The organism is Labrenzia sp. ATLA3, assembly GCF_057180185.1.
In genome coordinates, this window is record NZ_JBXUKV010000001.1 from 742,679 (window position 1) to 758,496 (window position 15,818).

General features: G+C 58.5%; 14 protein-coding genes. 2 read left to right on the forward strand and 12 right to left on the reverse strand.

What is annotated here, in order from left to right; genetic code table 11:
• The first annotated feature begins 90 nt into the window (after positions 1-90).
• Together AC2A6O_RS03330 and AC2A6O_RS03335 are read left to right on the forward strand one after the other, a co-directional pair.
• Positions 91-1,674 carry a Re/Si-specific NAD(P)(+) transhydrogenase subunit alpha gene (locus tag AC2A6O_RS03330; protein WP_498925716.1) on the forward strand — a complete coding sequence of 528 codons (1,584 nt, stop codon included), beginning with the start codon at positions 91-93 and terminating at the stop codon, positions 1,672-1,674.
• 12 nt (positions 1,675-1,686) lie between these two features.
• Positions 1,687-3,120 carry an NAD(P)(+) transhydrogenase (Re/Si-specific) subunit beta gene (locus AC2A6O_RS03335; protein ID WP_148584411.1) on the forward strand — a complete coding sequence of 478 codons (1,434 nt, stop codon included), beginning with the start codon at positions 1,687-1,689 and terminating at the stop codon, positions 3,118-3,120.
• A gap of 319 nt (positions 3,121-3,439) precedes the next feature.
• Here AC2A6O_RS03335 and AC2A6O_RS03340 read toward each other — a convergent pair whose 3' ends face one another.
• The 12 genes from AC2A6O_RS03340 to AC2A6O_RS03395 form a co-directional block, all read right to left on the reverse strand.
• Complete coding sequence (locus tag AC2A6O_RS03340) at positions 3,440-4,438, reverse strand: ABC transporter ATP-binding protein (RefSeq protein WP_498925717.1); 999 nt, start codon at positions 4,436-4,438, stop codon at positions 3,440-3,442.
• On the reverse strand, positions 4,435-5,469 hold the full coding sequence (locus AC2A6O_RS03345) for a Gfo/Idh/MocA family protein (protein ID WP_498925718.1): 1,035 nt from the start codon (positions 5,467-5,469) through the stop codon (positions 4,435-4,437). Before AC2A6O_RS03345 ends, AC2A6O_RS03340 begins: the two co-directional genes overlap by 4 nt.
• Positions 5,466-6,305 (reverse strand): carbohydrate ABC transporter permease, encoded by an 840-nt coding sequence (locus tag AC2A6O_RS03350; protein ID WP_148584414.1) that lies wholly within the window; start codon positions 6,303-6,305, stop codon positions 5,466-5,468. The genes AC2A6O_RS03345 and AC2A6O_RS03350 overlap by 4 nt, the downstream gene beginning before the upstream one ends.
• 13 nt (positions 6,306-6,318) lie before the next feature.
• Positions 6,319-7,233 (reverse strand): carbohydrate ABC transporter permease, encoded by a 915-nt coding sequence (locus AC2A6O_RS03355; protein ID WP_148584415.1) that lies wholly within the window; start codon positions 7,231-7,233, stop codon positions 6,319-6,321.
• Between the two features lie 140 nt (positions 7,234-7,373).
• A complete protein-coding gene (locus AC2A6O_RS03360) occupies positions 7,374-8,627 on the reverse strand; it encodes an ABC transporter substrate-binding protein (protein ID WP_498925719.1) in 1,254 nt (417 codons plus the stop codon).
• A 499-nt stretch (positions 8,628-9,126) separates the two neighbouring features.
• Positions 9,127-9,321, reverse strand: coding sequence for a hypothetical protein (locus AC2A6O_RS03365; RefSeq protein WP_498925721.1), 195 nt, complete (start codon positions 9,319-9,321; stop codon positions 9,127-9,129).
• 68 nt (positions 9,322-9,389) lie between these two features.
• Entirely contained in the window at positions 9,390-10,451 is a 1,062-nt protein-coding gene (locus tag AC2A6O_RS03370; RefSeq protein ID WP_148584417.1) for an ABC transporter ATP-binding protein, read from the reverse strand.
• 12 nt (positions 10,452-10,463) lie between these two features.
• The gene (locus tag AC2A6O_RS03375; protein ID WP_498925722.1) at positions 10,464-11,306 is read right to left on the reverse strand and encodes a carbohydrate ABC transporter permease; all 843 of its coding nucleotides are present in this window, start codon (positions 11,304-11,306) and stop codon (positions 10,464-10,466) included.
• Positions 11,307-11,316: 10 nt separating this feature from the next.
• Entirely contained in the window at positions 11,317-12,249 is a 933-nt protein-coding gene (locus AC2A6O_RS03380; RefSeq protein WP_498925723.1) for a carbohydrate ABC transporter permease, read from the reverse strand.
• A complete protein-coding gene (locus AC2A6O_RS03385) occupies positions 12,246-13,502 on the reverse strand; it encodes an ABC transporter substrate-binding protein (protein WP_148584419.1) in 1,257 nt (418 codons plus the stop codon). Before AC2A6O_RS03385 ends, AC2A6O_RS03380 begins: the two co-directional genes overlap by 4 nt.
• Before the next feature lie 44 nt (positions 13,503-13,546).
• Positions 13,547-14,710 carry an aminotransferase class I/II-fold pyridoxal phosphate-dependent enzyme gene (locus AC2A6O_RS03390; RefSeq protein ID WP_286192631.1) on the reverse strand — a complete coding sequence of 388 codons (1,164 nt, stop codon included), beginning with the start codon at positions 14,708-14,710 and terminating at the stop codon, positions 13,547-13,549.
• On the reverse strand, positions 14,703-15,431 hold the full coding sequence (locus AC2A6O_RS03395; protein ID WP_148584420.1) for a FadR/GntR family transcriptional regulator: 729 nt from the start codon (positions 15,429-15,431) through the stop codon (positions 14,703-14,705). The genes AC2A6O_RS03390 and AC2A6O_RS03395 overlap by 8 nt, the downstream gene beginning before the upstream one ends.
• Positions 15,432-15,818: the final 387 nt, after the last annotated feature.

A 15,818-nucleotide genomic window follows, 5' to 3' on the forward strand; every position in this document is an offset into this window, starting at 1 on the left:
GGGACAGGGCGCATGGGGGCAGCTTGTTCGCCGAACCGGCCAACTTGACCCCTCCACGGGCCATTTCCTCGACACTTGCTGGAGAGACGTATGCCAGAAGCCCTAACGATAGGCGCACCAAAGGAAACCTTCCCCGGGGAAAACCGTGTGGCGATGACACCGGACTCCGCTAAGCAGTTGCAGAAGCTCGGCTTCACCTGCCTTGTGCAAAGCGGAGCTGGAACTGCCGCCGGATTTTCCGACCAGGCTTATGAAGAAGCCGGCGTCGAAATCGTCAAGACAGCCGCCAACCTTTGGAAAAAGTCGGACATCGTGACCAAGGTCCGGCCGCCGAACGACAAGGAATTGGGCTATCTGACCAAGGACAAGACCCTGATTTCCTTCTTCAACCCGGGCGGCAACACCGACGGGCTTGAAAAAGCGAAGGAATCGGGTGCAAACGTCATTGCCATGGAAATGGTGCCGCGCATCTCGCGCGCCCAGAAGATGGATGCTCTCAGCTCCATGGCCAACATTGCCGGCTACCGGGCCGTGATTGAGGCAGGCAACAATTTCGGCCGCTTTTTCACTGGCCAGATTACGGCTGCGGGCAAGGTTCCGCCGGCGAAGGTGCTGGTTGTCGGCGCAGGCGTTGCCGGCCTTGCTGCCATTGGCACCTCCACATCGCTCGGTGCAATCACCTATGCGTTTGACGTCCGCCCGGAAGTGGCCGAACAGGTCGAATCCATGGGCGCAGAATTCGTCTACCTAGATTTTGAGGAAGAACAGCAGGACGGCGCCGCGACCGGCGGTTACGCCAGCGTCTCCTCTCCGGAGTTCCGTGAAGCCCAGCTTGCCAAATTCCGGGAACTGGCTCCGGAGATGGACATCGTCATCACCACGGCGCTGATTCCAAACCGTGACGCACCGAAGCTTTGGCTGGAAGACATGGTCAAGGCCATGAAGCCGGGCTCGGTGATTGTCGACCTCGCTGCCGAACGCGGCGGCAACGCGGAAGGCACGGTGAAGGACGAGAAGGTCGTCACCGAAAACGGTGTCACGATCATTGGTTACACCGACTTCCCTTCGCGCATGGCGGCTCAATCCTCCACGCTCTTTGCCACCAACATTCGCCACATGCTGACTGACCTGACCCCTGAAAAGGACGGTCAGATCGTTCACAACATGGAAGACGATGTCATCCGTGGCGCAACGGTGACCCATGAAGGTGAGATCACCTTCCCGCCACCACCGCCGAAGGTTCAGGCAATCGCGGCTAAATCGAAGGAAAAGCCGAAGGAGCTGACGCCGGAAGAAAAGCGCGCGGAGGAAGCGGCTGCCTTCAAGGCACAAACGAAACAGCAGGTGACCCTGCTGGCAATCGGCGGCCTGTTATTGCTGCTCGTGGGCCTCATCGCCCCGGCCAGCTTCATGCAGCACTTCATTGTCTTCGTGCTGTCCGTGTTTATCGGTTTCCAGGTCATCTGGAATGTCAGCCACTCGCTGCACACCCCTTTGATGGCTGTCACCAACGCCATTTCGTCGATCATCATCCTCGGCGCGCTGATGCAGATTGGATCCGGATCCTTCCTGGTCATCCTGCTGGCTGGTCTCTCCGTCTTCATGGCCGGGATCAACATCTTCGGCGGTTTCCTCGTCACCCGGCGCATGCTCGCCATGTTCCAGAAATCCTAAGGAGGCCGGCAGATGGAATTCGGTTTCACGACCGCCGTTTACGTTGTTGCGGCTGTTCTGTTCATCCTGTCCCTGGGAGGCCTTTCCGGCCAGGAAAGCGCCAAGCGCGCGATCTGGTACGGCATTGCCGGCATGGGACTGGCCGTTGTCGCCACCCTCATCGGCCCGGGCTCGGGCCTGTGGCTGTTGTCTCTCATCCTGATCGCTGCCGGCGGTATCATCGGTTATTTCGTGGCGCAGCGCGTCCAGATGACCGAAATGCCCCAGCTTGTCGCGGCCATGCACTCGCTTGTGGGTCTGGCCGCCGTCTTCGTCGGCTACAACGCCTACATCGAACTCGGCAACGTACTGGCGATGGGCGAGGAAGAGCGCCATGCGCTTGAGGGCTTTGCCGCGATCCTGGCGCACAAGACGCCAATCGAGCAGTCGATCCTGAAGGTTGAAGTGTTCCTTGGTGTCTTCATCGGTGCCGTCACCTTTACCGGCTCTGTCGTCGCCTTCGGCAAGCTGGCTGGCAAGGTGACCTCCAAGGCAGAAAAACTGCCCGGCGGTCACATGCTGAACGCCGGTGCGGCAGCCCTCAGCGTCATCCTGCTGCTGTTGTTCTTGAACGGTGCCGGCATCTGGACGCTGATCCTGATGACACTGCTGGCTTTCTTCATCGGTTATCACCTGATCATGGGCATCGGCGGCGCCGACATGCCGGTGGTGGTGTCGATGCTGAACTCCTATTCGGGCTGGGCTGCGGCCGCCATCGGCTTCTCGCTCGGTAACGATCTCCTGATCGTCGTCGGCGCGCTGGTTGGTTCGTCCGGTGCGATCCTGTCCTACATCATGTGCAAGGCGATGAACCGGTCGTTCGTCTCCGTCATTCTCGGCGGTTTCGGCAACACAACCGGCCCGGCCATGGAAGTGGAAGGCGAACAGATCGCCATCGACAGCGACGGCGTCGTTACGGCGCTCGAAGACGCCGACAGCGTCATCATCGTTCCGGGCTACGGCATGGCGGTGGCCCAGGCGCAGCAGTCGGTCAGCGAGCTGACCAAACGTCTGCGGGCCAAGGGCAAGGAAGTGCGTTTCGCGATCCACCCGGTTGCAGGCCGCCTGCCCGGCCACATGAACGTGCTTCTGGCAGAAGCCAAGGTGCCATATGACATCGTTCTGGAAATGGACGAGATCAACGAAGACTTCCCGTCAACGGATGTCGTGATCGTCATCGGCTCCAACGACATCGTCAATCCGGCAGCCCAGGAAGACCCGAACTCGCCGATCGCCGGCATGCCGGTTCTGGAAGTCTGGAAGGCGAAGCAGGTCTTCGTTTCCAAGCGCGGCCAGGGCACGGGGTATTCCGGCATCGAGAACCCGCTGTTCTACAAAGAGAACACACGGATGTTCTACGGCGACGCCAAGGCCAGCCTCGACAAGCTGCTCACCCAGATCGGCTAGGATCGAACGCAAGAAAACGAAAAGCCGTCCCGGGCAACCGGGGCGGCTTTTTTTGATGGCGGAGCCCCGCCCCATCCACCGTCATTCCAGACAAGCGCAACACAAGTTGCGCGCCGATCCGGAACCCGGATATCAGCGTGAACGCAGCGAACACCGTCGCACTTTCAATTCCGGTTCGGTGTGCCTTCAGCACGAATATATCTGGATTCCGGATCGGCGTTCGGCTTCGCCTTACTTGTCCGGAATGACGGCCCCTAAAAAACAAAGGCCACCGGGATCTCTTCCAGGTGGCCTTTGTGTTGTTTCTAAAAGAAGTGTCCTATACGCGAAGCCGCGCGCCGTCCTTGTCGAAATAGAACGACTTGCCGTCCGCGATGCCGAAGCTCAACTCGGCACCTGGCTTGATGTCGTGCTGGCCGAAAAGGCGTGCGGTGATCTGGTGATCTTTCACCTTTGCAATCACATTGGTGTCGCCGCCAAGATGTTCCACATGCTGTACAGACGCCTTGAGTTGCCCCTGTTCACTCTGGAACAGGTCTTCCGGACGCACTCCGAGCGTGCGGGTATCGCCTTCACTGATCAAGCTTGCGGGCATGAAATTCATGGCAGGTGAGCCGAGGAAGCCTGCAACGAACTGGTTGACCGGGTTGTTGTAAAGCTCCATCGGGCTTCCGACCTGCTCGACACGCCCGGCGCGGAGGACCACGATCTTGTCGGCCAGCGTCATGGCTTCGGACTGGTCATGTGTCACATAGACCATCGAGGTCTTGAGCTGCTGGTGAAGGTTGGCAATCTCCAGCCTTGTGTTCATGCGCAGTGCCGCATCCAGGTTGGACAGCGGCTCATCGAAGAGGAACAGCTTCGGATGGCGCACGATGGCCCGGCCGATCGCGACACGCTGGCGCTGACCGCCGGAGAGTTCCGACGGATAACGCTCAAGATAGTCTTCAAGGTTCAGCATGCGGGTCGCCTCGGCAATGCGCTCCTCGATCACCTGCTTGCTCTGCTTTTCCTGCTTGAGTGCAAGAGACATGTTGTTGCGCACGTTGAGATGCGGATAAAGCGCGTAGCTCTGGAACACCATGGCGATGCCGCGCCTGGAGGGCGGCGTTGCATTCACGATCTCCCCGCCGATGGAGACCTCGCCGGAGGAAACGTCCTCAAGGCCCGCAATCACGCGCAACAACGTGGATTTGCCACACCCGGACGGCCCGACGAAAACGACGAACTCGCCGTCTTCCACCTCGAGATTGATGTCCTTCAAGACATGAACATCGCCGAATGACTTGTTGACGTTTGTCAGGGTTAGCGCCTTCATGGCGTTAGCTCCTTTAGCATGACTGAGTGACCGCTGCGGATGCTCTCGTCGGCGGCTAGGCAAATCGCCAGCGACCGGACCGCATCCTGCATATGCCGGCTGAGATCGATATTTTCTGAAATCGCGCGAAGCATGAACGTCTGTTCGGCGTCGCAAAGCTCCTGGTGGCCGGGTTCGCCCGGCAGTTCGATGCGCCTATCACCTTCCGGGCGATGGACCAGAAGCCCGCCGACCCTTGTGTGGCCATCGACATCGGCGGAGGCGCCCTTGTCGTCCTCGACGATCGAGACGGAGCCTGCTGGCGAGACGACATCCTTCACGAAAAAGGCGGTCTCCGACATCATCGGGCCCCAGCCGGCTTCGTACCAGCCGACCGAACCATCATCGAAGAACACCTGAAACTGTCCGTAGTTGTACATGTCCGGCGCGATTTCATCGGAAAGCCGCAGCCCCATGCCGTGAACTTTCACAGGTTCGGCATCGGTGATCTGGCACCAGACATCGACATAATGCACGCCACAATCGACAATCGGCGCCGTCGTTTGCATCAGGGCTTTGTGGGTCTCCCACTCAGCGCCCGAGCTTTGCTGATTGAGGTTCATGCGGAAGACATAAGGGCCACCGAGCCCCCGAGCCTCCTCTATCAGGCGAACCCAGGAGGGGTGATGCCTCAGGATATAACCGACCACGAGCTTGCGGCCGGTTTCCGCGGCACAGGCGACCACCCGCTTTGCATCGGCAACGGTTGTCGCAAGCGGCTTTTCGACAAAGACATGGGCCCCTGCCTGCATGGCCGCGACAGCGTAATCCGCGTGGGTGTCGGAATAGGTAGAGATAACCACCAGATCCGGCTTGGTTGTTTCTAACGCCACGGCGTAATCCGTGAAGACCAAATAGCCGGCAAGATCCGCATGGGAGACCTGGCCGGAACGGTTGACGAGACCGACGATCTCGGCGCCTTCATGCTTGTGATGAGCCAGCGCATGGGAGAGCCCCATGTTACCGAGGCCGACGATCAGAACCCGGATCATTTGACAGCTCCCGAGGTAATGCCGCGGATGAGCTGACGCGAGAAGATGACGTAAAGAACCAGCACCGGCAGGATCGCCATCGAAAGCGCGGACAGGACTGCGTTCCAGTCGGTGACGAACTGACCGATGAACACCTGGCTGCCGAGCGTCAGCGTCTTGGTTTCCTCAGCCGGAGCCAGGATCAGCGGGAACCACAGATCGTTCCAGATGGGGATCATGTTGAAGACTGCGACCGTCGCCATCGCCGGGCGCACAAGAGGCAGCACAAGGCGGAAGAAGATCGTGTATTCCGAAAGCCCGTCGATACGTCCGGCGTTCTTCAGATCGTCCGATACCTGCCGCATGAACTCGCTCAGGATGAAGACCGCAAGCGGCAGGCCCTGTGCCGTGTAGACCAGGATCAGTGCCATCAGCGAGTTGACCAGGCCGGTGGCAACCATCATTTCCAGAATGGCCACGGTGCCGATCCGGATCGGGATCATGATGCCGAGCGCCAGGTAGAGGCCCATCAGCATGTTGCCCTTGAAGCGATATTCGCTGAGGGCAAAGGCCGCCATTGCGCCGAAAACCAGAATGAAGGTCAACGACACCACGGTGACGATCATGGAATTCTGGAAATAGAGGAAGAAATCCCCCTGCTTCATGACCGTCTGGTATCCGATCATCGAGAAACTGTCGGCACTGGGCAGCGCCAGCGGTTCACGGAAGATCGCCTTGCGGGTCTTGAAGCTGTTGATCAGGATCACGAAGACCGGGAAAAGCGCGATCAGCGTGTAGAGGATCAGGGCGCCGTGCATGGCGGCGGTGTTGAGCGGATTGGTACGCGCCTTGTTCATGTGACGACCTCCCTTACAGCTGATATCTGCGCATCCGGGTCTGGATGCCGAAGAGGTAGAGACAGACGCCGATCAGGATGATCGCGAACATGGCGCTGGCAATTGCCGAGCCCATGTAGGGATCGCCCAGCTGAAGCTGGAACCCGAAGAACGTGCGGTACATGAAGGTGCCGAGAATATCGGTCGAGAAATCCGGTCCGGCCAGCGCCCCCTGCGTTGTATAGATAAGGTCGAAGGCATTGAAATTGCCGACGAATGTCAGGATCGAGATGATGCCGATGGACGGCAGAATCAAAGGCAGCTTGATCTTCCAGAAGGCCGACATGCCGGTGATGCCGTCGATCTCGCCAGCTTCCAGGATCTCTTCGGGAATGGACAGAAGAGCGGCATAGATGAGCATCATCGGAATACCCACGAACTGCCAGACCGAAATGAGCGACAGCGTGGTCAATGCGTATTCTTCCTTGCCGAGCCAGGGTGCGAACAGGGATTTCAGTCCAACGGCATCCAGCATGGAGGGGGCTATGCCCCAGATCGGCGACAGGATCAGCTTCCAGGCGAAACCGACAATCACGAAGGAGAGGATCGTCGGAATGAAGATCGCCGAGCGGTAGAAGGCCGCGAACCTGAGCCGCGGATGGCTGAGAATGGCCGCCAGCGCGACGCCGATCGGGTTCTGAACCAGCATATGCATGAGGAAGAACCAGAAATTGTTTCCCAGCGCGTTCCAGAACTGATCCGACCAGAGCGGATCGCCAAGAAGCGTGGTGAAATTCTGCAGCCCCACGAAGACACGCTCCTGATCGATCTTGCTGTAAAGCGCAAGGCGAAGCGTGTTGAAGAGGGGGAAGATCATCACCGCCGTGTAGACAAGGACCGCTGGGGCCAGAAACACGACGATATGCCAGCGGAAACGAGGCCTGCTCATGAAAAGCTCCGGTCAAATGCCCCGGGCAGGCCTGGCCTCTCCGGGATACAGACGTTCCGGGGGCAAGCCGAAGCCTGTCCGGGAATAGAGTTCCCGGGCGATCCGAACGCCGCCGCGGGAACCATTTTCATTTGTGCAGATTACTTCTGCGGCTCGTACCAGTTAGCCAGGCCTTCCTGCAGTTTCTTGCCGAGAGCCTCTGGCGTTTCCGTGCCCTTGATGGCAGCCGCGGATGCACCCCAGGTTTCGTTTTCCAGGTTCGGCGTGCCCCGAGACAGGATCTGATAGGTGGACCGGATGGTGCTTTCGCACTCGCCGCGCCAGCTAGCGAATTCCTTCGCGAGCGGATCTTCCAGCTGGACAGGTGTCTTGGACAACGGGAAGAAACCCGGCAGTGCATTGCCGAAGATGGTGGCGAATTCCGGAGAAGCCACCCATGCCAGGAATTCCTTGGCCTGTTCGGGATGCTCGGTCTTGGCGTTCATGCCGATGCCGATATCCGTGTGGTCGGAGATGTAGCATTCGTCACCAGCATTGCGGACTGGCGGCTTGAAAGCGCCCATTTCGAAATCGGCCTGCGCATTGAAGCCGGAAATTTCCCAGCTGCCAGCCGGATAGATTGCGGCACGGCCAAGCGTGAACAGGTTCTGGCTGTCCGGGTAGGTCTGTGCCTCGAAGCCGTCGCCAAGGTAAGGCGCCCATTTTGCCAGCGTGGCGTAAGGCGCAACCCACTGCTCGTCGGTGAGTTTCTGTTCGCCGGCGATCAGAGCCTTGCGGCCCTCTTCACCTTTCCAGTAGTTCGGGCCGATGTTGTTGTAACCCATGGTGGCCGCTTCCCACTGGTCATTGGTGCCCATGGCCATCGGGATATAGGTGCCGTCTTCCTTGATCTTGTCGAGAGCGGCGAAGAACTCTTCCTCGGTTGTCGGAACTTCGATACCCAGTTCGTTAAACGCGTCCTTGTTGTAGATGAAACCGTGGATCACGGCGGCCATCGGAACGCAGAAGCTTGCCGAGCCATCGTCCGTCTGCCAGGCAGCCTTGGCGACGTCGGAGAAGTTGTCCATGGCATCCATGTCGGACAGATCAGACAGGTGTCCGGCATCATAAAGCGCCAGGGAGGCATCGAACGGGCGACAGGTGATCAGATCGCCTGCAGAGCCGGCGTCGAGCTTGGAGTTCAGCGCGGCATTGTATTCCGTCGGTGCGGACGGGGTGAATTTCAGCTTGATGCCGGGATGCGAGGCTTCGAAAGCCGGAATGATCTTTTCCTGCCAAAGCGCCAGATCATCGTTGCGCCAGCTTTCAATCGTCAGCGTGACGTCTTCTGCATAAGCTGCGGATGTAAGGAGCGCGGTGCTAGCCATCGCCAGTGCGAGAATATTGCGTTTCATAAGACACCTCCGAAAAGTTCCATCCATTGCTGGACGTTTCAGGTTGTTCGCTCACGGCGTTGGAGTCTCTTCCGTTTCCTGACCCGGCCTGCCCTAATGAGGATTGCCGCTGCCATTCACGTTGTTGTTTTACCGCCAGATACAGAACAACATGCGCTGGAGAACATCAGCCCTCCTGCTCAACGTATATAATACCTATTTGATACCACTTGTCGACCTATTAGTTTAAATTCGTGAAAATCATTTTTTGACAGCTAAATCAAACAAATGAGACAGTTATTGGTATTATATTGGAATTATTTTCTCCAGATTTTCAGCTTAAAAGCACTGTTCTGAAGCTTAGGAGGCCCGCTCAAACGGGTTGAAAGCGCCTTCCGAAGTGACCTTTTGAAAAAAACGGCACACTTCACGCCTGATCAGACAGCCCTGGCCATGCCTGGGCTGTCTTGTCCGCTGGGTCGCAGCAGTCATCCGGCACACAACCCCGGGTCAACGAGCCTCACGCATCCGTCATAACTTTTTGATTTTGATAGAGAAATTCTTTTTCAACGATTTCGATACCGCAGATCAACCTGCAAATGCCAAACCATGCAGGCAACAGGGCTGCAGTCAGGTGTTCGTTGAAAAAGAAGCTGTTTTCGAAAGCGATCAGGTGACAGGTGATGCCGGGCGCTGAGCGGCTGCTCGCGAGCATTGCGCCGGCACCTTGTTAAGAACGCCGGCGCTGATCCACTGTCTGGCTTTCGTCGCGATAACTTGCGCTCAGGCAGCCAGGCGTCGACCATCCGCATCGAACAGGTGGGTCTTTTCAAGATCCAGCGCGATCCCAACCGGGTCGCCGGATTTCAGCGCGAAATGACCGTGCTCGCGCACAAGCACCTGACCGATGCCGGGCACATTGGCATGAATGTTTGTGTCCGACCCGAGGTGTTCGACCAGTTCGGCGGTTCCCGAAATATGAGCCTCCTCCGGGGAAACAATGTTGAGATGTTCCGGCCGGACGCCCAACTCCCTAGCGCCTGCCTGAGCGTTTGTCAGACCAACACCGAGGTTTGCCCCGTTCTTCAGCGAAAGCCCGCCCTGCTTCGGTTCGATTTCCAGAATGTTCATGGTCGGAGACCCGATGAACTGGGCAACGAACTTGTTGGCCGGAGTTTCGTAAAGATCCAGTGGCGTGCCGACCTGCTGGATGTCGCCGGCATTCAGAACCACAATGCGGTCGGCCAGCGTCAAGGCCTCCACCTGGTCGTGGGTTACATAGATCATCGTTGCCTTCAGCCGCTGGTGCAGCCGGGCGATCTCCAAGCGCATCTCGACGCGCAATGCCGCATCGAGGTTGGACAGCGGTTCATCGAACAGAAAAGCGCTCGGGTCACGCACGATGGCCCGGCCCATGGCAACACGCTGCCGCTGGCCGCCCGAAAGCTGCTTCGGCAGGCGTTCCGTCAACTTGCTCAGGCCAAGTGTTCTCGCAGCTTCCTGCACCTTGCTCACACGTTCTTCGTTGGCCGCTTTGCGGATTTCCAGCGAAAAGCCCATGTTGCGGGCTACATCCATATGCGGATAAAGCGCATAGGACTGGAACACCATCGCCATATCCCGGTCACGGGGTGGCACTTCGTTCATGCGTTTGCCGTCGACGGTGAAGTCACCGCCGGAAATCGGCTCCAGCCCGGCGATCATGCGAAGCAGCGTGGACTTGCCGCAGCCGGACGGGCCGACAAGCACGATGAATTCGCCATCGTCGATGGTCAGGTTGATATCGCGCATCACCTCGACGGGACCGTAGGCCTTTGCGATGTTGTTGAGTTCGATACGAGCCATGATCCGGGTCCCCTACCCCTTGACGGCGCCAGAGGTTAGCCCCTGGACCAGATAGCGCTGGATGAAGATGAAGAACAGGCAGGACGGCACGAGGGCGAGGACGCCGGCCGCCATCATCTGCCCCCAATCGACAGAGAACTTCGAAACGAAAGTCAGAAGCCCGACCGGGAAGGTCATTGTGTCATTGGAGTTGATCAGCATGAGTGCGAACAACAGCTCGCTCCACGCCGCGGTGAAGACGAACCCAAGGGTCGCGCCCAGCCCCGGCAGCGTCAACGGCAGGATGATCTTCCTGAGCGCTTCGAAGCGGGTGCACCCGTCAATCATGCCGGCCTCTTCCAGATCCTTCGGAATGCCGTCGAAGAAGGACTGCATCAGGAACGTGGCGAAGGGGATGTTGAAGGCCGTGTAGACGATGATCAGGCTGGTGAGCGAGTTCAGCAGGCCAACCGCAGCAACGATCTTGTAGATCGGCGCAATGATCATCAGCAGCGGAAACATCTGGGTGATCAGCATCAAGGCGATGATCAGGCGTTTCCCGCGAAACACGAAGCGCGAAAAGGCGTATCCGGCAGCAGCAGCTATGGCCGTTGTGATGGCCGCCGTGCCGACGGACACGATCACGCTGTTCTTGAAGTAGGACAGGAAGTCCGTCGCGATCAGAACGGTCTGGAAATTCTCGAAGGTAAACTCGCTCGGAAAGAGCGCCGTCCCTTCCGTGAAGATCAGCTTGTCCGGTGTAATCGCGATCTTGACGAGCCAGTAGAGAGGAAACAGCGCAAAGGCGACGTAAAACCCAAGAGCCAGATATTTTCCCGTCACCGCCAGAGGCGAGCTTTTGCGAAGGGTACTCATTGGAAGCACCTCAGATCTTGACCAGTTTCCGGCGCAGCACCAGCAGGATTGCCGCATAGATCAGCAGCAGCCCGAGGAGCGCGACCGCGATTGCGGAGGCATAGCCGAAATCGAGTTTCCGGAAGGCGGTTGTGAAAATATAGGTCGACAGGATCTGCGTGGAGTTTGCAGGTCCGCCGCCGGTCATGACGAAGATGAGATCGGCGAAATTCGCGATCCAGATCGTCCTCAGCATGACGGTGATTGCGATCATCGGTGCCAGGAACGGCAGAGTGATCTTCGTAAAGGACTGCCAGGCCGTGGCGCCGTCGATTTCCGCGGCCTCGTAAAGCTCGCCGGGGATGGACTGCAGCGCCGCAAGCAGCGTGATGGCGAAGAACGGAATGCCGAACCAGACGTTGGCGGTCACAGGCCCCCACATGGCAAGATGCTTGTCGCCCAGGATGTTGAACGGCTCAGACAAGATGCCGAGAGCAGCCAACCAGTGCGGCAGTGGGCCGATGGTCGGGTTGAACAGCCAGGCCCAGGTGAGCGCCGACAGGAAGGTCGGGACTGCCCAGGGCAGGAACACCAGCGCCTGGACGATGCGCTTGCAGTGGAACTGGGTGTTCAGAAGCATTGCAAGGCCGAGACCCAGGAAGAACTGGAAGAAAATCGATCCGAGTGTCCACCAGAAGGTATTGGTCATCGCAAGCCAGAACTTCCGGTCCGACCACAACGCTTCGAAATTGGCAAGGCCAACCCAGCCCGACTGGAATGGACGCAGCAGGTTGACGGCCTGAAAGGCGTAGGAAATGCCGATGACCAGCGGCACCAGCATCACCAGGGCAATCAGCACGATTGCCGGGGTCAGGTAGAGATAAGGCTCCACCATGTAGCGAAAGTAGAAGGAGGGCCGAGCCCGGGACTTTTTCCCGGGCTCGGCGGTGTCGATCATTGTCATTGCGCGGCTTTCCAGCGGCCATACTCTGCCGTCAGGAACTCAGCCCATGTGTCGGCCAGTTCCTGCGCGGTGAGATCTCCGAGCAATGCTTCCTGACTGGATTCAAGTGCAATGGAATCCGCAAAATAGCCGAACTGCTCCAGATAGGTCGGCATGACCGTCGGGATGTACTGATCGCCGTTCAGCGTGTCGAACCAGCCCTTGAACTGCTCGGTCTTGAAGTACGGATCCTGCTCGGCGCCTTCATGGATCGGGATAACACCGACGCGCTTTGCCCATTCCTTGTTGGCCTCGGGGCTGGACAGATGCGCGATCAGCTTCCACGAAAGATCTTCGTTGCTGGTCGTGTCGAAGATGGCCCAACCGGCGAAACCGATGGTCGGGAAGGCTTTTCCGGCCGGACCGACAGGCATCGGCACCACCGCAAAATCTTCCGGCGCCATACGCTCGGAAACCGCAATCAGCGCATCCGGGTCCTGATCGAGGAACGCGCAGGTTCCCGAGTAGAAGCCAGCCACGATCTCGTTGAAGCCCCAGCTGACGGAGTCTTTCGGGGCATAGCCCTTCTGGTACATGTCCATCAGGAACTGGATACCTTCGACGGAGCCCGGCTGGTTGATCGTGCTGTTGCCGTCTTCGTCGAAGAAGGTGTTGTCTCCGTTCATGGTGGCGGCCATCATGATCCAGCCGTTGAGCCCACCGGGTCCGCCACGCAGACAATATCCGTATTTTCCGTCCAACTCGGACACAGCCTTGGCCGCATCCATGAATTCCGCCATTGTGCTCGGCGGATTTTCAACGCCGGCTTCCGCCAGCAGCTTCTTGTTGTAGAACATGGCGCGCAGATAGAAGCCGTAAGGGATCATCCGGGCGGTCTTGCCGTCAGTCTGACGGCCCATGTCCAGGGTCTTCTGGGTCAGCGTGCCGCCATATTCCCAGTTTGCGATCTTGTCGTTGAGGTCAACCAGCCTGTCCTTGTAGATGCCCGCCCAGCGGTCCGGCATTTCAACGACGTCCGGAATATCGCCACCGGCGACCATGGTTGCCAGCTTTTCGAAGGCCTGGCCCCAAGGCAGCGAGACGATTTCAACTTCCGTGCCCGGGTTCTCAGCCTCGAAGGCGTCCACTTGCTTCTGCAGCACTTCCGTGCGCTCCGGGCTGGTGATCACTTCCACCAGCTTCAGGGTTTCCGCGCTCGCTGCCGAGCCAGCCAGAAACGCCAATGCGCTAATTGCTCCTATCAGTCCCCTCATGGTTCAACTCCGCTTCTTTCAGGTTTGGTTTGAAATACGCCGTCTTATGTCCGGGCGCTTTTGCTCAGGGCCGTTTCGAAGTCGGCCCAAAGATCGTCAGGGTCTTCCAACCCCAGGCTGAGGCGTACGATCCTGTCGGAGACGCCAAAGCGTTGCATTGAATTCTGTTCACCCGCCTGATTGAGGCCGATCCGCGTCGGCAGGATCAGGCTTTCGAACCCGCCCCAGCTGACGCCAAGACGGAACAGCTTCAGGCTGTCGGCAAGGTTCGGGATATCGACGTTGTCGTTCAGCGCCACGGACAAAAGGCCCGAGCGGCCGGTCAGGCCGGGAACGATATTCGGACCGGGTGAATACACCGCACTGACATGCGGGTGGTTCGACAAGCGGTCGACAAACAGATTTGCGGTTGCCTGGTGCTGACGCATGCGGGGCCCAAGTGTGCGCACTCCCCGCGTCAACAGAAAGGCCTCGAAAGGCGCCAGCTTGCCACCCAGCAGCGGCAGCGTCAGGTCCCGGATGCTGTCGATGAACTCCCGGCTGGCCACCACCACACCGGCAACCGTATCGGAATGGCCGGAAAGATATTTGGATGCGGAATGCAGCACGATATCGATGCCGAGGGTCAACGGACGCTGGAACAGCGGCGTTGCCCAGGAATTGTCGACCACCGTTATGGTGCCGTGCTTCTTCGCGTGAGACGCGACGACCCCGAGATCCATCGTCTGGAAGACAATGGACGTCGGACTTTCCAGATAAGCCAGCTTCACCCCTTTGAGCAGATCCGGCTCTGTCTGGAACTCCTCGACAGAGTGATAGGAGACGCCAACACCGAAGGGCCTCAACATGCGCTCAAGCAGGCGGTAGGCGTCCGGATAGACATGTTCGATGCAGGCAATACGGTCGCCCGGCTTGACGAAGGCAAGAATGGTTGAGGAAATCGCCGCCATGCCGGACGCAAAACCGATTGCAGCCTCGCCTTCTTCCGCCTGCGCCATCAGTTTTTCAAACGCAGCCACCGTGGGGTTTTGAACCCGGGTGTAGAGCGGCTCATTCGAGCGGCCCGCCATGCGGTCTTCGAAGGCCTGATAATTCTCGAAGGTGAAAAGAGACGTCTGCACGATTGGCGGAGCGACGGCGCCTCCACTTTCGGCAGCTGCCGTCAGCAGCGTCTCGATCGAATATCCACCCGGCATAGCGTCAGCCATCGTGTTCCTCTGAAATTTTCTGGGTTTCGGCACAGACCATGTCGATGATCATCCCGGCCAGTTCCGCGGCCTTGTCCTCGTCGCCGGCGATGATCGCATCGGCAAGCGGGCGGTGCAGCGGAATGGTGTCCTGACCAAGATGCGGTTTGCCGAACGGTGCATCGTAAATGTCGTGAAAGGCTTTCTGAATCTGTTCAATGAACTGGCTGAACAGGGGGTTGCCGGTCGCATCGTGAATGGCGTTGTGAAAACGGTGGTCTGCCGGGCGCCAGTCCTCACCAGCCTCGTAGACCGCCATCAGTTCCGCCGCCCGGGCATTGATAATAAGCCGCTGCTCAGGCGTTGCGGATCTCGTTGCGATGCGCACCGACTCGATTTCCAGAGGCCGGCGAACCTGTTGCGTGCGCAAAAGGCTATCGGCCTCATGTTTGATGGTCAGCGCCACACGCAGTGTGTTCGTTGAAATTTCCGCGATGAGCCTTGTGCCGGCGCCTTTGTTGCGACTGACGACACCCATGCTTTCCCAGGTTTTGAGCGTCTCGCGAATGGTCGACCGGCCAAAGCCGAGACGGCGCACCAACTCCAGCTCCGGTGGTAGTCGATCCCCCACCTTGAGGCCTTCCTGCTCGATCAGGCCGATCAGAGCACGCGGCACATCCCGCGGCTCTCGCGCTGATCCGGACGCCGCTTCCGGTTTCGGCTGTTGTGCATTTTCCGGCATGGAAAGATGTCGACCCCACTTGTTTCATAGTCACGTTAGCACTTTGTCTGACATTGTAAAGACTTTGTCAGACATAGTTTTTCCCCTGAGCCTCACCCTCTTCAAGCATCTGTTTTGTTTGATATTTTTTAAATCCACCACGGAGGATCAGCTCCAACCAAGACTGTTCATCTCAGTATTGCCCTAACGTCCGGGCGACGTGCGAGCCGGGATCGGGGAGTTTTGGAGCCGGGAGAAGACGCATTGGTGGTTCCCGATTCTATTTCATTGCAGTCCCGGATTGTCCTGTGCGTCCCCCGGCGAGACGCCAGCCTCTTAGGGTGTGGACCCAAACAAAAAGCCCGGCGCGAGGCGCCGGGCTGCTGATACGTCAATCAGGAGCGTTCA